Here is a 19,932-nt window from a genome sequence, read left to right as displayed (position 1 = left end):
GTAGGCGGCCAGGCGTTCGGCCTGCTCCCGCAGCGCACCCGGTGTCTTCGCCGACACCGGCCACACCACCGGCAGACCCGAAACCCCCCGCTCCGTCTCACCCGCCGGCTCCTCGGCCGGCGCCTGCTCCAGGATCACGTGAGCGTTCGTGCCGCTGATGCCGAAGGAGGAGACCCCGGCCCGGCGCGGGCGGTCGGTCCGCGGCCACTGCTGGGCCTGGGTGAGCAGGCGGACCTTCCCGGACTCCCAGTCCACGTGCGGGGTCGGCTCGTCGACGTGCAGGGTGCGCGGCAGCGTCTCGTGCCGCATCGCCAGCACCATCTTGATCACACCCGCCACACCCGCGGCGGCGAGAGTGTGACCGACGTTCGACTTCAACGAACCCAGCCACAGCGGGTGTTCGTCGTCCCGCTCCCGGCCGTAGGTCGCCAGCAGTGCCTGTGCCTCGATGGGATCGCCCAGCTTGGTGCCCGTGCCGTGCGCCTCCACCGCGTCGACCTCGGCCGGTGTGAGCCCCGCGGCGGACAGGGCCTGCCGGATCACCCGCTCCTGTGAGGGGCCGTTGGGTGCGGTGAGGCCGTTGCTGGCGCCGTCCTGGTTCACGGCCGAACCACGAACCACCGCCAGCACCCGATGTCCCCGCCGACGGGCGTCGGACAGCCGCTCCAGGACCAGGACGCCCACGCCCTCGCCCCACCCGGTGCCGTCGGCAGCCGCCGCGAAGGCCTTGCAGCGACCGTCCGGGGACAGGGCCCGCTGGCGGCTGAACTCGATGAAGTTCGTCGGGCCCGACATGATCGTGGCGCCGCCGACGAGCGCGCGGGAGCATTCGCCGTTGCGCAGTGCCTGGGCGGCGAGGTGCAGGGCGACCAGCGACGACGAGCACGCCGTGTCGACCGTCACCGCCGGACCCTCGAGGCCGAGCGTGTAGGCCAGCCGGCCGGAGGCCACACTGGTCGTGTTGCCCGTCGAGATGTAGCCCTCGAATCCCTCGGGGATCTCCTGGAGGCGCGAGGTGTAGTCACCGAAGATGACGCCGGCGAAGACGCCCGTGTCGCTGCCGCGCACCGTGGTCGGGTCGATACCGGCGTGCTCGAACGCCTCCCAGGCGGCTTCGAGCAGCAGTCGCTGTTGCGGGTCGGTGGCCACGGCCTCTCTCGGGTTGATGCCGAAGAAGGCTGCGTCGAACCCGTCGACACCGTCGATGAACCCGCCCTGCCGGACGTAGGACTTGCCTGGTGTGTTCGGGTCCGGGTCGTAGAGGTTGTCCAGGTCCCAGCCCCGGTTCGTCGGGAACGGCGCGATGGTGTCCGTGCCCTCCTCCAGCAGACGCCACAAGCCGTCCGGCGAGGTGACGCCGCCGGGCAGTCGGCAGCTCATCCCCACGATCACCACCGGGTCGGTGTCGGTGGCGCGCTCCGGACCCGCGGCCGCCGCGCCCGTGACCGCGCCCGATGCGGTGCTGCCATCGCCGACCAGCTCAGTGCGCAGGTGAGCGGCGAGGGCCGCCGGCGTGGGGTGGTCGAAGACGAGGGTCGCGGGCAGGCGCAGACCCGTCGCGGCGTTCATGCGGTTGCGGAGTTCGACGGAGGTCAGCGAGTCGAAGCCCAGGTCCTTGAAGGCACGTCCCGGTTCGAGGGAGCTGCCCGCTCCGTGGCCGAGGACGGCGACGACCTCGTCGCGGACGATGCCGTGCAGGAGACGGTCCTGCTCCTCGGAGCCGAGGCGTGCGAGTCGTTCGGTGAGGGAAGCCGCACCGAAGGCCGTCGCTCCGGCGGCGGCGCGGCGCCCGCCACGGCCACCGCCACGGACCAGCGAGCGCAGCACGGAGGGAAGTTGACCGGCGTCCAGCCGCTGCTTCAGGGCGTTCCGGTCCAGGTGCGTCAGGACCAGGTCGCTGCGGCCCGACAGGAGCGCGGCGTCGAGGAGCGCCAGACCGTCGTCGGGGGTGAGCAGGCCGAATCCGCTGCGGGTGATGCGGTCGCGGTCGGCCTGTTCCAGCGCCGCTCCCATACCCCCGCCCTGCCCGGACTGATCCCACAACCCCCACGCCAACGACGTACCCGCAAGCCCCTGCGCACCCCGCCACCGAGCCAGCACGTCCAAGAACGCGTTCGCCGCCGCATAATTGGCCTGCCCCGGACTGCCCACCACACCGGCAACCGACGAGAACAACACGAACGCCGACAGATCCAGCTCGCGCGTCAGCTCATGCAGATTCCACGCGGCGTCCACCTTCGGCCGCAGCACCTCGGCCAACCGCTCCGCCGACAGCGCCGAAACGGTCGCATCACGCACCACACCCGCCGTATGCACCACCGCCGTCAGCGGATGCCCCTCCTCGACCGACGCCAGCACACGCGCCAGCGCCTCCCGGTCCGCTGCGTCACAGGCCTCCACCCGCACCCGCGCACCGGATTGCTCCAGCTCCTCCACCAACTCCCGCGCACCAGGCGCCTCCACACCCCGCCGACTCGTCAACAGCAGATGCCGCACCCCGTGCACACCCACCAGATGACGCGCCACCAACGCACCCAGCGACCCGGTACCCCCCGTCACCAGCACCGTCCCCTCCTCGTCGAAGGGACGTGGCACGGTGAGGACGACCTTGCCGGTATGCCTGGCCTGGCCCAGGTGGCGGAAGGCCTCGGGAGAACGGCGGATGTCCCAAGCGGAGACCGGGAGCGGCCGTAGGGCACCGCTCTCGAACAGCCCGACGAGTTCGGTCAGCATCTCCTGGATGCGGTCGTGCCCGGCGTCCAGCAGGTCGAAGGCCCGGTAGTCGACGCCGGAGTACTGCGCGCCGACGGTCTCCGGGTCACGGACATCGGTCTTGCCCATCTCCAGGAAGCGCCCACCGCGCGGCAGCAACCGCAGTGACGCGTCCACGAACTCGCCCGACAGCGAGTCGAGTACGACGTCCATGCCCCGTCCGCCGGTGCGCCGGGCGAAGGTCTGCTCGAAATCGAGCGTGCGGGAGTTGGCGATGTGGTCGTCGTCCAGGCCCTGTCCCCGCAGGGTGTTCCACTTGCCGGGGCTGGCGGTGCCGAAGACCTCTGCGCCCGCGTGCCGGGCGAGCTGGACCGCGGCCATGCCCACACCGCCGGTCGCGGCGTGCACCAGGACCGCTTCACCGGCTTGGAGCCCACCCAGGTCGAACAGGCCGTAGTAGGCCGTGAGGAACACGATCGGGACCGCGGCGGCCTGCGCGAACGTCCATCCCTGCGGGATCCGGGCGAGGTAACGCTGGTCCGTGACGGACACCGGGCCGACGCCCTCGGTGAGGAGCCCCATCACCCGGTCCCCCGGCCGCAGTCCGGTGGCGCCGGCGACCGCCGAGCCCACCTCCAGGACGACACCGGAGCCCTCGCTGCCGATCGGCGCCTCGCCCGGGTACATCCCGAGCGCGATGAGGACGTCACGGAAGTTGAGGCCCGCGGCGCGCACCGCCACCCGCACCTCGCCGGGAGCGAGGGGCCGGTCCGCGCCGGGGTTCGGGACGAGGGCGAGATTCTCCAGCGTGCCCTTGGCACTGACGTCCACGCGCCAGAGCTCGCCCGATCCCGGCACGGCGAGTCCGGTACCGTCCGCGGCGGGCGTCACACGGGCGACGAGCACCTCGTCGCCCCGGACCGCGGCCTGCGCTTCGTCGGAGGCCAGCACGCCCCGCAGTGCCGCCGTCAGACCGTCGGTCGTCGTCGCGGCATCCACGTCGAGGAGCGTGAAACTGTCCGGGGCCTCCGCCTGCGCCGCGCGCACGAAGCCCCACAGGGCCGACGCCGCCGGGTCGTCCACGACGTCACCCGGCTGCGCGGCGATCGCACCCGAGGTCACGACCACCAGCCGGACGGCCCCGAGCCGGTCGTCCGCGCGCCAATCCTGGAGCAGGGTGAGCAGACGGGCCGTGGCGGCGTGCACGGCCGCGGCCGGGTCGTCACCGTCGGCCGGTTCGGTGCGGCACGGGACGAGGACGGCCTGCGGGAGGCCCTCCCCGGCGTCCGCCGCGGCCACGAGGGCGGCGACGTCCTCGTATGCGGGAAGGTCCGGGAGGGTGGGCAGCGGTGTCCCCAGCGTCGCCCAGCGCGGCGCCTCCGTTCCGGGCTCGAGCCGGCTGCTGTGCCAGCTCAGTCGGTACATGGAGTCGTTGACGCTCCCCGCCGCTCCGCGAAGCTGCTCGGAGGACATCGCGCGCAGCGTGAGAGCGTCGATGTGGGCGATGGGTGCGCCGGTGGGGTCGGTCAGGTGGAGACTGACCGTGTCACCGGACTCGTCCACCGGTGCGAGCCGCACCCGCACCGCCGTGGCACCCGTCGCATACAGCCCCACGCCGGCGAAGTTGAACGGTAGACGCACCTCGTCCACCGCTCCCCCACTCGCGGCCGCCAACGTGTGCAACGCGGCATCGAGCAACGCCGGATGAATGCCGTACCCGGACACCTCCGCGCCCTCCGGCAGCACGACCTCCGCGAACCACTCCTCACCATCACGCCACACCGAGGACAACCCCCGGAACAACGGACCGTAAAGGTAACCACGCTCCGCCAACCGCTCATACAGACCGGCCAGCTCCACCGGCACGGCCCCCGACGGCGGCCAGACAGCCTCCGCCGTCTCGGGTACGGGAAGAGCGGGACTCAGCGCACCGGTGGCATGCCGCGTCCAGGCACCCTCACCCGAACGGGCGAACACCCGCACCCCACGACGGCCACCCTCATCGGCCTCACCGACCGACACCTGCACCATCACCGACGACCGCTCCCCCAGCACCAGCGGAGCCTCGATCGTCAAATCCTCCAGCAAACCGCAACCGACGTAGTCGCCGGCGTGCAGGGCCAACTCCACGAAAGCCGTACCCGGCACCAGCACCGACCCACCCACCGCATGATCCGCCAACCACGGATGCGTGGACAGCGAGACCCGGCCGGTGAACACGGTCATGCCGTCCTCGGCCAGGGCGACCGCCGCCCCCAGCAGACCATGACCCGCCGGAGCCTGCCCCAGACTCACCACATCACCGGCGCCCGAGGCCGCGTGCAGCCAGAACCTCTCGTGCTGGAACGCATACGTCGGCAGGTCTGCCAGCGTGGTGCTGGCGGTCGGCCAGGTGACGGGCAGCCCGTGGCAGTGGGCGGTGGCGAGCCCCAGGTGGAAGGCGTGAGTCTGGCCGGTGCGCTGGAGCGGGATGGCCACGGCCTCGTCGGGGACCAGGGTGGCCAGGACCGCATCCGGACCGAGCTCGACGAACACGGTGCCGCCCAGCTCCCGGGCCTGTGCGACCCCACCGGCGAAACGCACCGTCCCCCGCAACTGGGAAACCCAGTACGCCGGGTCGGCCAGCTCCTCCGCCGAAGCGATCCGCCCGGTCACATTCGAGATCACCGGCACACGCGGGGCATGCGCGGTGACCTGGGCGGCCACGCGTGCGAACTCCTCCAGGGCCGAATCCATGTGCGCCGAGTGGAAGGCATGACTGACATGCAGGGCCTTCGTGCGCCGGCCCTGCTCCTCAAAGTGCCCGGCGACCTCGGCCACGGCCTCGACATCTCCGGAGACGACGACGGACTCGGCGGCATTGACGGCCGCCAGCGACACACCCTCACGGCCCTCCAGGACCGCCGCCACCTCCTCCTCGGACGCGGCGATCATCGTCATCGCACCACCGGAGCGGGCGGCCTGCATCAGCCGGCCCCGCGCCCCGACCAGCGCACAAGCGTCCTCCAGTGACCAGACGCCGGCGACGTGCGCGGCGGCGAGCTCACCGATGGAATGCCCCAGCAGCACCTCCGGAACCAGCCCATGGTGCTCAGCCAGCCGAAACAGAGCCACCTGCAACGCGAACAGACCGGCCTGGACATAGCGGGTCTGGTTCAGCAGATCCGCATCCGCCCCGAACACGACCTCCTTCAACGGCACCGGCAGCTCGAACCGGCCGCACACCTCGTCGAAGGCGGCCGCGAACACCGGCTCACGCTCATACAGCTCCCGCCCCATCCCGGGACGCTGCGAACCCTGACCGGTGAACAGGAACACCGTCCTGCCCCCGGCCACCGCCCCACTCACCACGGACGGATGCGCCTCACCGGCCGCCAACGCCTCCACAGCCGCGAGGAGATCCGCGCTCGACTCGCCGAGCACCGCTGCCCGCTGTTCGAAATGCACCCGCCCGTGCGTGAGGGTGTGCGCGACAGCCGCCGCGTCCAGTTCCTCCCCCGCTTCACGGACGTAGGTGGCCAGGCGTCCGGCCTGCTCCCGCAACGCCTCAGGCGTCTTCGCCGACACCGGCCAGACCACGGGCGCATCCGCTCCCGCGACCGGAGTCTCCTCGGCCTCGCCGTCGTCGACGGGCTCCGGAGCAGGGTCCTGCTCAAGGATCACGTGCGCGTTGGTGCCGCTGATGCCGAAGGACGAGACACCGGCCCGGCGGGGCCGCTCGACCTGCGGCCACTCGCGCGCCTCGGCCAGCAGCCGCACCCGCCCGGCCTCCCAGTCCACGTGCGGCGTCGGCTCATCCACGTGGAGTGTCCGCGGCAGCACACCGTGCCGCATCGCCTCGACCATCTTGATCACACCGGCGACACCCGCGGCGGCGTTGGTGTGGCCGATGTTGGACTTCACCGAGCCCAGCCAGAGTGGCTCCGCGTCTCCGTCGCGTCCCTGGCCGTACGTCGCGAGCAGTGCCTGCGCCTCGATCGGGTCACCCAGCTTGGTGCCCGTGCCGTGCGCCTCCACCGCGTCGACCTCGGCCGGAGCCAGCCGAGCGTTGTCGAGCGCCTGCCGGATCACCCGCTCCTGCGACGGACCGTTCGGCGCCGTCAGACCATTGCTCGCACCGTCCTGGTTCACGGCCGAACCTCGGACCACCGCCAGTACCCGGTGTCCCCGCCGACGGGCGTCGGACAGCCGCTCCAGGACCAGTACACCCACGCCCTCGCCGAAGCCGGTGCCGTCGGCGGCGGCCGCGAAGGCCTTGCAGCGGCCGTCGGGGGAAAGGCCGCGCTGCTTGCTGAACTCCACGTAGAGACGGGGGGTGGGCAGCACGGTGACGCCGCCGGCGAGTGCCACACCGCAGTCGCCGTTGCGCAGGGCCTGGACGGCCAGGTGCAGGGCGACCAGCGAGGAGGAGCAGGAGGTGTCGACCGTGACGGCGGGGCCTTCGAGACCGAGCGTGTAGGCGAGCCGCCCGGAGACGACGCTGGTGGTGGTGCCGGTCAGCACGTATCCCTCGTACTCCGCGGGCAGTGCGCGGCCCGTGGGCGCGTAGTCCTGGGCGATCGCGCCGACGAAGGCACCCGTCCGGCTGCCCTTGAGCGTGTCGGGGGCGATGCCCGCGTGTTCGAACGCCTCCCACGCGGTCTCCAGCAGCAGCCGCTGCTGCGGGTCCATCGCCTCGGCCTCGCGCGGGCTGATGCCGAAGAAGTCCGCGTCGAAGCGGTCGGCGTCGTGGAGGAAGCCTCCCTTCGTGACGTAGGAGGTGCCCGCGTGGTCGGGGTCGGGGTGGTACACCTCCTCCAGATCCCAGCCCCGGTTCGACGGGAACTCGGTGATGCCGTCACCGTCCTGTTCCAGCAGTCGCCAGAGGGCTTCGGGTGAGGTGATGCCGCCGGGGTAGCGGCATCCCATTCCGACGATGGCGATCGGCTCCTGCTCCCGGGCCTCGGCTTCCTTCAGCCGCCGGCGCGTCTGGCGCAGATCGGCGGCGGTGCGCTTCAGGTAGTCCCGCAGCTTCTCCTCGTTGTCCGCGGCCTTCCCCGTGTCGCGAGGACCGTTCGCCGGGTTCTGAGCAACGTTCGCCATGCGAATTCCACTCCTGGGTACGACAGTTACGGCTGGTGAGCGGCGGCGGTGCGCCGGGAGGGCAGGAGCTCAGGAATTGCCGAGCTCCTGGTCGAGCGCGTCGAAGAGTTCGTCGTCGCTCGCCGTACCGAAGTCCTGTGTCTCGTCGACGGAGCCTTCAGCGTGGTGCAGGTCGTTCCATTTCCAGAGCATCGCCTGGAGGCGGGCGGTGATGCTCCCGTAGGCCTCGTCGTCGGGCTCGATGCCCTGCCCGAGTACGGACAGCGCGGCCTCGATCTGTTCCAGGTCGCCCACGATCCGTGTCACCGGGTCCGCCTCTTCGGGGACCAGTGCGGTGCGCAGATGCGCGCCGAGCGAGGCGGACGTGGGGAAGTCGAAGACGAGGGTGCCGGACAGCCTCAGGCCCGTCGCTTTGCCGATACGGTTGCGCAGCTCGACGGCGGTGAGGGAGTCGAAGCCGAGCTCCTTGAAGGCCCGGTCCGCCTCGATGCCGGCGGTGTCCCCGTGGCCGAGCACGGCCGCCGCCTGCTCGCGTACCAGCTCGACGAGCAGTTCGACCTGCTGGTCGGCGGTGCGGCCGGCGAGCCGGTCGGCCCAGTTGGTCTCCGTGGCGGCAGCGCTCGCCGCCTTGCGCAGCGCGGTGCGGCGTGGGGCCGGTGTTCCGACGAGGCCGCGCAGCAGGGGCGGCACGTCTCCTCCGGCGTCGCCCACCGCACGGGACCGCAGCGCCGCGAGGTCGAACTGGACGGGGACGAGTACCGGTTCGTCGGCGCGCAGAGAGGTGTCGAAGACGGACAGGCCCGTGTCGAGCGGCAGGGGGGTGACACCGGATCGTCCGAGCCGCTGCCGGTCGCCGCTGTCGAGGGCGGCCGCCATACCGCCCGCCTGCTCCCAGAGGCCCCAGTCGAGGGAGATGCCGGGCAGCCCCTGCGAGCGTCGGAGTCCGGCCAAGGTGTCCAGGAAGGTGTTCGCTGTCGCGTAGTTGGCCTGGCCCGCGGCACCCATGATGCCCGCGGCGGAGGAGAAGAGGACGAACGCCGACAGGTCCAGCTCGCGCGTCAGCTCGTGGAGGTTCCACGCGGCGTCCACCTTCGGCCGCAGCACCTCGGCCAACTGCTCGGGTGACAGCGCCGAGACGGTGGCATCGCGCACCACACCGGCCGTGTGCACCACCGCCGTCAGCGGATGCCGGTCGTCGACCGACGCGAGCACACGCGCCAGCGCTTCCCGGTCCGCCGCGTCACAGGCCTCCACCCGCACCCGCGCACCGGATTGCTCCAGCTCCTCCACCAACTCCCGCGCACCGGAAGCCTCCACACCCCGCCGACTCGTCAACAGCAGGTGCCGCACCCCGTGCACACCCACCAGATGACGCGCCACCAACGCACCCAGCGAACCGGTACCCCCCGTCACCAGCACCGTCCCCTCCTCGTCGAAGGGACGCGGCAGGGTCAGGACCAGCTTTCCCGTGTGGCGGGCCTGGCTGAGGAAGCGGAGGGCGTCGGGGGCCCGGCGCACGTCCCATGCCGACACGGGCGCGGGACGTACGGCGCCGGATTCGAAGAGCTCGACCAATTCCCCGAGCATCTCGCGGATGCGCTCGGGGCCGGCGTCGAGGACGTCGTACGCGCAGTAGGTCACCCCGTCGTGCGCGGCCGCCACCTCGCCGGGCGAGCGCTTGTCCGTCTTGCCCATCTCGAGGAAACGGCCGCCGGGTCCCTGGAGTCGCAGCGAGGCGTCGACGTACTCGTTGGCCAGGGAGTTCAGGACGACGTCCATCGTGCCCGTGCCGGATACCGAGCCCAGTGAGGTGCGGAACCTCTCCTCGAACTCCAGGTCGCGCGAGCTCGCTATGTGGTCGTCGTCCAGGCCCTGCCCGCGGAGCGTGTCCCACTTGGCGGGACTCGCCGTGCCGTACACGTCCACGCCCCAGTGGCGGGCGAGTTGCAGGGCGGCCGTGCCGACGCCGCCGGTCGCCGCGTGCACGAGCAGCGACTCGCCCGCCTTGATTCCGGCCAGGTCCACCAGTCCGTAGTAGGCGGTGAGGAAGACGACTGGCACACCGGCGGCCTCGGCGAAGGTCATGGCCTGCGGCATGCGAACGACGAGACGGGCGTCGGTGACCGTGACCGGCCCGGTGCCCTCCAGGAGGATGCCCATCACCCGGTCCCCGGGGCGCACCCAGGAGACGTTCGCACCGGTCTCCAGGACCACGCCCGCGCCCTCGCCGGCCACCGCCCGGTGGTCACCGGGCACCATGCCGAGCGCCGTCAGCACGTCGCGGAAGTTGAGGCCGGACGCGCGCAGCGAGATGCGCACCTCGTCGGGGCCGAGCTCCCGGAGGGCGTCCGCATGGGGTCGCAGGGCGAGCTGGTCCAGCGAGCCGGTGCCCTCCAGAGCGAGCCGCCACGGCACGGCACCCTCGCCCGACGTCTCGTGGACGGGTTCCGGGATGAGTCCGTCCGTCGTCCGCCGCGCCAGGCGGGGGACCTTGACCGTCCCCTGCCGTACGGCGATCTGGCCGTCGTCACTCCGGCCTTCGAGGTGGGCGGCCACGGCGGCGAGCAGTGCCCGCGCCGAGTCCTGGTGCGCATCGACGTCGGCGAGGAGGAAGCGGTCCGGGTTCTCCGTCTGCGCCGACCGCACCAGGCCCCACAGCGGGGCATGCACCAGGTCGCGGGCGGGTTCCCCGTACTCGACACCGACTGCTTCCCGCGTGCAGACGAGGAGCCGGGCGTCCGACAGCCCGGGGGCGTCGAGCGCGATCCACTCCTGCGTCAGGGCGAGCGCCGCGGCCGCCACCTCGTGCACCGACTGACGTACGTCGTCCGGCAGACGCTCGGCGGTGAAAGGGGCGACGACGATTTGAGGTGCGGCGGCGTCCTCCTTGACCGCTGCCCGAAGCTCGGCCAGCCCCGCGTACTGCTTCACGCTCACCCCCGCCTCGGCGAGCGCGGGAGAGAGCTCCAGGACGTCCGGGCCCAGCAGGGCCCAGTCGACCGCGGCTGTGGTGGCGCCCGCCGTGATCTGGGCCGGGGCCCACTCGGCGACGAACACGGGGTCCTTCGCCTCGGAGTCGCCAACACCCAGCGCGCTCAACTGGGCCGCGGGCACGACCCGTGTCGCCAGCGATGCGATGCGGGCGATGGGTGCGCCGGTGGGGTCGGTCAGGTGGAGACTGACCGTGTCGCCGGACTCGTCCACCGGTGCGAGCCGCACCCGCACCGCCGTGGCACCCGTCGCATACAGCCCCACGCCGGCGAAGTTGAACGGCAGACGCACCTCGTCCACCGCTCCCCCACTCGCGGCCGCCAACGTGTGCAACGCGGCATCGAGCAACGCCGGATGAATGCCGTACCCGGACACCTCCGCGCCCTCCGGCAGCACGACCTCCGCGAACCACTCCTCACCATCACGCCACACCGAGGACAACCCCCGGAACAACGGACCGTAAAGGTAACCACGCTCCGCCAACCGCTCATACAGACCGGCCAGCTCCACCGGCACGGCCCCCGACGGCGGCCAGACAGCCTCCTCCACCCCGGGCGCGGGAAGAGCGGGACTCAGCGCACCGGTGGCATGCCGCGTCCAGGCACCCTCACCCGAACGGGCGAACACCCGCACCCCACGACGGCCACCCTCATCGGCCTCACCGACCGACACCTGCACCATCACCGACGACCGCTCCCCCAGCACCAGCGGAGCCTCGATCGTCAAATCCTCCAGCAAACCGCAACCGACGTAGTCCCCGGCGTGCAGGGCCAACTCCACGAAAGCCGTACCCGGCACCAGCACCGACCCACCCACCGCATGATCCGCCAGCCACGGGTGTGTGGACAGTGAGACCCGGCCGGTGAGGAGGGTGGTGTCGTCTTCGGGGTGGTGGAGGGATGCGGTGAGCAGGGGGTGGTCGGTTGTGTCGAGGCCGTGGGCGGTGGCGTCGCCTGTGTGGGTGGTGGGGGTGAGCCAGTAGCTCTCGTGCTGGAACGCATACGTCGGCAGGTCTGCCGGCGTGGTGCTGGCGGTCGGCCAGGTGACGGGCAGGCCGTGGCAGTGGGCGGTGGCGAGCGCCAGGTGGAAGGCGTGGGTCTGGCCGGTGCGCTGGAGCGGGATGGCCACGGCCTCGTCGGGGACCAGGGTGGCCAGGACCGCATCCGGACCGAGCTCCACGAACACGGTGCCGCCCAGCTCCCGGGCCTGTGCGACCCCGGCGGCGAAACGCACCGTCCCCCGCAACTGGGACACCCAGTACGCCGGGTCCGCCAGCTCCTCCGCCGAGGCGACCCGCCCGGTCACGTTCGAGATCACCGGCACCCGCGGGGCATGCGCGGTGACCTGGGCCGCCACACGCGCGAACTCCTCCAGGGCCGAATCCATGTGCGCCGAGTGGAAGGCATGACTGACATGCAGAACCTTCGTGCGCCGACCGAGCGCCGTGAAGTGCCCGGCGACCTCGGCCACTGCGTCGACGTCTCCGGAGACGACCACGGACTCGGCCGCATTGACGGCCGCCAGCGACACACCCTCACGGCCCTCCAGGACCGCCGCCACCTCCTCCTCGGACGCGGCGATCATCGTCATCGCACCACCGGAGCGGGCGGCCTGCATCAGCCGGCCCCGCGCCCCCACCAGCGTGCACGCATCCTCCAGCGACCACACCCCGGCCACGTGCGCGGCGGCGAGCTCACCGATGGAATGCCCCAGCAGCACCTCCGGAACCAGCCCATGGTGCTCAGCCAGCCGAAACAGAGCCACCTGCAACGCGAACAGACCGGCCTGGGCGTAGCGGGTCTGGTTCAGCAGCTCCGGATCCGCCCCGAACACGACCTCCTTCAACGGCACCGGCAGCTCGAACCGGCCGCACACTTCGTCGAAGGCGGCCGCGAACACCGGCTCACGCTCATACAGCTCCCGCCCCATCCCGGGACGCTGCGAACCCTGACCGGTGAACAGGAACACCGTCCTGCCCCCGGCCACCGCCCCACTCACCAGATGGGGATGCGGCTGTCCCGCAGCCAACGCCTCGACGGCCGACAGGAGTTCGTGCCGGTCAGCGCCCAGGACGACCGACCGTAGGTCGAAGTGGGCACGCCCGTGCATGAGGGTGTGTGCAACAGCCGCCGTATCCAGTCCCTCGCCGGCGTCGCGGACGTAGGCGGCCAGACGTCCGGCCTGCTCCCGCAACGCCTCCGGCGTCTTGCCGGACACGGGCCACACCACCAGCCCGCCCGCGTCCCCCTCGGGCTCCTTGGCAGTCTCGTCGTCGGAGGCCTGCTCAAGGATGATGTGCGCGTTGGTGCCGCTGATGCCGAAGGAAGAGACACCGGCCCGGCGGGGCCGTTCGGCCTGCGGCCACTCGCGCGCCTCGGCCAGCAGCCGCACCTGCCCGGCCTCCCAGTCGACATGCGACGTGGGTTCGTCGACGTGGAGTGTCCGCGGCAGCACACCGTGCCGCATCGCCTCGACCATCTTGATCACACCGGCGACACCCGCGGCGGCCTGGGCGTGCCCGATGTTGGACTTGATCGAGCCCAGCCACAGCGGATGTTCGTCGTCCCGGTCCCGGCCGTACGTCGCGAGCAGCGCCTGCGCCTCGATCGGGTCACCCAGCCGCGTGCCCGTACCGTGCGCCTCCACGACGTCCACGTCACCCGGCGTCAGCCCCGCGGTGGACAGGGCCTGCCGGATCACTCGTTCCTGTGAGGGGCCGTTGGGGGCGGTGAGGCCGTTGCTCGCTCCGTCCTGGTTCACGGCGGAACCGCGCACCACCGCCAGCACCCGGTGTCCGTTGCGCCGGGCGTCGGACAGCCGCTCCAGGACCAGGACCCCGACGCCCTCGCCCCACACCGTGCCGTCGGCACCGTCGGCGAACGCCTTCACCCGGCCGTCCGGGGCAAGCCCACGCTGACGACTGAACTCCACGAAGGTCGTCGGTGCGGCCATGACGGTGACGCCACCGGCGAGCGCGAGCCGGCACTCGCCGTTGCGCAGCGCCTGGGCGGCCAGGTGCAGGGCGACCAGCGACGACGAGCACGCCGTGTCCACCGTCACCGCCGGACCCTCGAGCCCGAACACGTACGACACACGACCGGACAGGACACTGCCCGCGCTGCCCGTACCGAGGTAGCCCTCCAGGTCCTCGGGCGCCTTGCCGACGCGGATGCCGTAGTCGTCGTACATGACGCCCGCGAAGACGCCTGTGTCGCTGCCGCGTACCGAGGCGGGGTCGATGCCGGCGTGTTCGAACGCCTCCCAGGACGCCTCCAGCAGCAGCCGCTGCTGCGGATCCGTCGCCAGCGCCTCACGCGGACTGATCCCGAAGAACCCGGCATCGAAACCGTCCGCCGCATGCAGGAACCCGCCCCGCGACACGTACGACGTCCCCGGATGATCCGGATCCGGATCGAACAGCGAACCCAGATCCCAGCCCCGGTTCACCGGAAACTCCGAGACCGCGTCCCCGCCCTCGGCCACCAGCCGCCACAACTCCTCCGGCGAGGACACCCCACCCGGCAACCGGCAGCTCATCCCTACGATCACCACCGGATCCGCCGCCACATCCACACCCGCACCGAGACCAGCACCCGGCACCACAGCAGCAACCGACGACACCCCATCGGGCACGAGCTCCCCGACCAGATGGGCGGCGAGGGCCGCGGGCGTGGGGTGGTCGAAGACGAGGGTCGCGGGCAGACGCAGTCCGGTCGCGGAGTTCATGCGGTTGCGCAGCTCGACGGACATGAGGGAGTCGAAGCCCAGGTCCTTGAAGGCCCGCGCGGGGTCCACTACGTCGGTGGAGGCGTGACCGAGTACGGACGCCACCGCCTCCTGCACCACGTCGAGCACGGCACGTCGCCGTTCGTCGGTGGCGAGTCGCGCGAGAGTCGCCACGTCGACACCACCCGTGGAGCCTCGCGTCTCGGCGGTGCGGTTGCCGGACGCCGCGGTCCTGCCGGTGCCGCCGCGGATCAGCCCGCGCAGCACCGGTGCCAGCAGTCCGGCCTCGGCCTGCCGGCGCAGTGCGGTCTCGACGATGGGAGCGGCGACGACGGCGGAGTCATCGCCGGTGACAGCGGCATCGAGGAGCGCGAGGCCCTCCTCGGCGCCGAGGGCACCGAATCCGCTGCGGGTGATGCGGTCGCGGTCGGCCTGTTCCAGCGCCGCTCCCATACCCCCGCCCTGCCCGGACTGATCCCACAACCCCCACGCCAACGACGTACCCGCAAGCCCCTGCGCACCCCGCCACCGAGCCAGCACGTCCAAGAACGCGTTCGCCGCCGCATAATTGGCCTGCCCCGGACTGCCCACCACACCGGCAACCGACGAGAACAACACGAACGCCGACAGATCCAGCTCACGCGTCAGCTCATGCAGATTCCACGCGGCGTCCACCTTCGGCCGCAGCACCTCGGCCAACCGCTCCGCCGACAGCGCCGAGACGGTGGCATCGCGCACCACACCGGCCGTATGCACCACCGCCGTCAGCGGATGCCCCTCCTCGACCGACGCCAGCACACGCGCCAGCGCCTCCCGGTCCGCCGCGTCACAGGCCTCCACCCGCACCCGCGCACCGGATTGCTCCAGCTCCTCCACCAACTCCCGCGCACCAGGCGCCTCCACACCCCGCCGACTCGTCAACAGCAGATGCCGCACCCCGTGCACACCCACCAGATGACGCGCCACCAACGCACCCAGCGAACCGGTACCCCCCGTCACCAGCACCGTCCCGTCGCCCACGCTCGTGAAGCCGGCGGAGGTTTCAGGGACACCTGTGAGGCGAGTGAGACGAGGTACGTAAGTCCGGCCACCCCGCAGGGCCGCCTGAGGCTCGCCACTCGCGAGGACCGCGGGGAGAAGGGCCAGGGAAGACTGCTCGTCGTCGCAGTCGACCAGCACGACCCGACCGGGCTGCTCGGACTGCGCGCTGCGCAGCAGCCCCCATGCGGCCGCGGCCGCCAGGTCGGTCGGCGTCTCGTCGTCCCGTACGGCGGCGGCTCCGCGGGTCACGACCAGCAGCCGCGCCGCGTCCAGGCGGGAGTCGCCCAGCCATTCCTGAACCTGAGTGAGCAGCCGAGCCGTCCCGGCGTGCACCGTCTCGGCCATCGACGAGTCGTCGTGCTCCCACAGCAACGGCAGGATCGCCACGTCGACGCCTGCCTCCGCGAGAGCCGCGACGTCGGAGTACTCGGTGAGCTGCGCAAGTTCCGCGTTCCCCTCCAGCAGCTCGGCTGCGGCGGGGGACGGGCCGGCGAGTACGCCCCAGCGTTCTCCCGCCGGGACACCGCCAGCCCTCGGTGTGGTGGGCGTCCAGTCGAGGCGAGTCAGGCCCTGACCCCGCGCACGTGCGGCGGCGAGGTTCTTCGGGGCCTCCCGCAGGACGAGCGAGTCGGCCGTCAGGACCGGGGCTCCCGCGGGGTCGACGGCTCGGCAGCGGAAGGCTCCGGCACCGCCTTCCGCGGGCGACCAGTGGACGCGCAGGGCGTCGGCGCCGGTGGCGTGGAGACGGACGCCCGTGAAGCCGAAGGGGAGGGACGGCCCCTCCGCCGCCTCGTCACGCGTCGTGGCCAGGGGATGCAGCGCGGCGTCGAGGAGAGCGGGGTGGATGCCGTAGTCCGAGACCTCAGTGCCGGAAGGCAGGGCGATCTCCGCGTACAGGTCGTCACCGTCTCGCCAGAGGGCCGTCATGCCCTGGAAGACCGGACCGTACTCGGTGCCGAGGTCGGCAACGCGTGCGTAGAAGTCACCCAGGTCGATGGCTCGGGCCCCCGCGGGCGGCCAGCTGCCCTGCACGATGACGTCTTCGTGGGCAGGGCCCGCAGCGGCGACGAGCGTTCCTGTGGCGTGCCGGACCCACGTGCCGGACGGTGACTGCGCGGAGAGCCGGAAAGTGTGGCGTCCGGCCTCGTCCGCGGCCTCGACGACCAGCTGAATGCTGACGTTGTCCTCCTCGTCGAGCACGAGGGGGGCTTCGATCGTCAGCTCTTCCAGGAGGCCGCAGCCGACGTAGTCCCCGGCGTGCAGGGCCAGCTCCACGAAAGCCGTACCCGGCACCAGCACCGACCCACCCACCACGTGATCCGCCAACCACGGATGCGTGGACAGCGAGATCCGGCCGGTGAACACGGTCATGCCGTCCTCGGCCAGGGCGACCGCCGCCCCCAGCAGACCATGACCCGCCGGAGCCTGCCCCAGACTCACCACATCACCGGCACCCGACGCCGCGTGCAGCCAGAACCTCTCGTGCTGGAACGCATACGTCGGCAGGTCCGCCGGCGTGGTGCTGGCGGTCGGCCAGGCGACGGGCAGCCCGTGGCAGTGGGCGGTCGCGAGCGCCAGGTGGAAGGCGTGGGCCTGGCCGGTGCGCTGCAACGGAATGGCCACGGCCTCGTCGGGGACCAGGGTGACCAGGACCGCATCCGGACCGAGCTCCACGAACACGGTGCCGCCCAGCTCCCGGGCCTGTGCGACCCCACCGGCGAAACGCACCGTCCCCCGCAGCTGGGTCACCCAGTAGGCGGGGTCGGCCAGCTCCTCCGCCGAGGCGACCCGCCCGGTCACGTTCGAGATCACCGGCACACGCGGGGCATGCGCGGTGACCTGGGCGGCCACGCGTGCGAACTCCTCCAGGGCCGAGTCCATGTGCGCGGAGTGGAAGGCGTGACTGACATGCAGGGTCTTCGTGCGCCGACCGAGCGCCGCGAAGTGCTCGGCGACCTCGGCGACGGCCTCGACGTCTCCGGAGACGACCACGGACTCGTCCGCGTTGACGGCCGCCAGTGACACACCCTCGCGGCCCTTCAGGACCGCCGTCACCTCGTCCTCGGACGCGGCGATCATGGTCATCGCACCACCGGAGCGGGCGGCCTGCATCAGCCGGCCCCGTGCTCCGACCAGCGTGCACGCGTCCTCCAGCGACCAGACGCCGGCGACGTGCGCGGCGGCGAGCTCACCGATGGAATGCCCCAGCAGCACCTCCGGCACCAGCCCATAGTGCTCAGCCAGCCGAAACAGCGCGACTTGGAGGGCGAACAGACCGGCCTGGGCGTAGCGGGTCTGGTTCAGCAGCTCCGGATCCGCCCCGAACACGACCTCCTTCAACGGCACCGGCAGCTCGAACCGGCCGCACACTTCGTCGAAGGCGGCCGCGAACACCGGCTCACGGTCATAGAGGTCGCGTCCCATCCCGGGACGCTGCGAGCCCTGACCGGTGAACAGGAACACCGTCCTGCCCCCGGCCACCGCCCCCCTCACCAGGGACGGATGCGCCTCACCGGCCGCCAACGCCTCGAGCCCGGCGAGCAGTTCCGGCACACCCTCGCCGACGACCGCGGCCCGCTCGTCGAACCCGGCCCGCCCATGGATGAGGGTATGGGCGACAGCCGCCGCGTCCACCGCGTCCCCGGCCTGACGGACATACGCGGCCAGCCGTCCCGCCTGCTCCCGCAACGCACCCGGCGTCTTCGCCGACACCGGCCAGAACACCAGCCCGCCCGGACCCTGCTCGGGCTCCTCCCCCGCCTCCGGAGCAGGGGCCTGCTCCAGGATCACGTGCGCGTTGGTACCGCTGATCCCGAAGGACGAGACACCGGCCCGCCGGGGCCGCTCGACCTGCGGCCACTCGCGCGCCTCGGCCAGCAGCCGCACCCGCCCGGCCTCCCAGTCCACGTGCGGCGTCGGCTCATCCACGTGCAGCGTTCGCGGCAGCACACCGTGCCGCATCGCCTCGACCATCTTGATCACACCGGCGACACCCGCGGCAGCCTGCGCGTGCCCGATGTTCGACTTCACCGAGCCCAGCCACAGCGGCTCCGCGTCTCCGTCGCGTCCCTGGCCGTACGTCGCCAGCAACGCCTGCGCCTCGATCGGGTCGCCCAGCCGCGTGCCCGTACCGTGCGCCTCCACCGCGTCCACGTCACCCGGCGTCAGCCCCGCGGCGGACAGGGCCTGCCGGATCACCCGCTCCTGCGAGGGACCGTTCGGCGCGGTGAGCTGGCTGCTGGTGCCGTCCTGGTTGACGGCGGAGCCCCGGACCACCGCCAGCACCCGGTGCCCGTTGCGCCGGGCGTCCGACAGCCGCTCCAGGACCAGGACACCCACGCCCTCGCCGAGCCCCGTGCCGTCGGCGGCACCCGCGAAGGCCTTGACGCGGCCGTCGGGGGCGAGGCCCCGCTGGCGGCTGAAGTCCTGGAGGGTGCTGGGCGTCGCCATGACGGTGACGCCTCCGGCCAGGGCGAGCCGGCACTCGCCGTTGCGCAGCGCCTGGGCGGCCAGGTGCAGGGCGACCAGCGACGACGAGCACGCCGTGTCCACCGTCACCGCCGGACCCTCGAGCCCGAACACGTACGAGAGACGGCCGGAGGCCACGCTTCCCGCGCTGCCGTTGACGACGTATCCGGCGAGCCCGTCGGGGAGTTCGGCGGAGTGCAGGCGGACGCCGTAGTCGTCGTACATGACGCCCGCGAAGACGCCCGTGTCGCTGCCGCGTACCGAGGCGGGGTCGATGCCGGCGTGTTCGAACGCCTCCCAGGACGCCTCCAGCAGCAGCCGCTGCTGGGGGTCCGTCGCCAGCGCCTCGCGCGGGCTGATGCCGAAGAAGTCGGCGTCGAAGCCGTCGGCGTCCTGGAGGAAGCCGCCGCTTCGGGCGTAGCAGGTGCCCGAGCGGTCGGGGTCGGGGTCGTAGAGGGCGGTGAGGTCCCAGCCGCGGTCGGCCGGGAACGGCGAGATGGCGTCCGTCTCGTCGGTCAGCAGGTCCCACAGGCCCTCGGGCGAGGTCACCCCGCCCGGCAGCCGGCAGCTCATGCCCACGATCGCGATCGGCTCCTTCGCGCGGGCCTCGGCCGTGCGAAGGCGCTCGCGCGTCTCGTGCAGCTCAGCGGTGACGCGCTTGAGGTAGTCGCGGAGCTTTGCTTCGTTCGTGTTCGCCATCTGCAGCCATTCCCTCGGGGCGGACGTGGGCCAGGGACTCGGGAGTGTCAGAACGGGACGCCGTGGCGGCACGGCCCCGCGGCATTGGCAACATCGCTGAGCCGGCTTAGGGAGCCCTTGGTGGGTTCTAAAGCCCCGTGAGCGGTCCTGCCGGGGGCCGGTGGGCGGCCCTCGCGGTTCTTAGGTCGGCTTAAGACCCGGTCCGGACGATGG

2 protein-coding genes are annotated in these 19,932 nt (G+C 72.0%); both read right to left on the bottom strand.

Going from position 1 to position 19,932, the window contains the following annotated elements; all coding sequences use genetic code 11:
• Positions 1-7,794: SDR family NAD(P)-dependent oxidoreductase (locus ACFWJB_RS33645; protein WP_386927021.1), on the bottom strand; the 7,794-nt coding region annotated here is incomplete at its 3' end.
• A 69-nt stretch (positions 7,795-7,863) separates the two neighbouring features.
• A complete protein-coding gene (locus tag ACFWJB_RS33640) occupies positions 7,864-19,719 on the bottom strand; it encodes an SDR family NAD(P)-dependent oxidoreductase (protein WP_386927019.1) in 11,856 nt (3,951 codons plus the stop codon).
• Positions 19,720-19,932: the final 213 nt, after the last annotated feature.

It is taken from the genome of Streptomyces sp. NPDC127100, from assembly GCF_042724095.1.
Lineage (GTDB): Bacteria > Actinomycetota > Actinomycetes > Streptomycetales > Streptomycetaceae > Streptomyces.
Note: the sequence above shows the minus strand (reverse complement) of the source record. Positions and strands in the feature narration are given on the sequence as shown.

Coding starts and splice junctions, on each gene's coding strand:
- ACFWJB_RS33640 (WP_386927019.1), bottom strand. CDS start 19,719: ATGGCGAACACGAACGAAGCAAAGCTCCGCGACTACCTCAAGCGCGTC.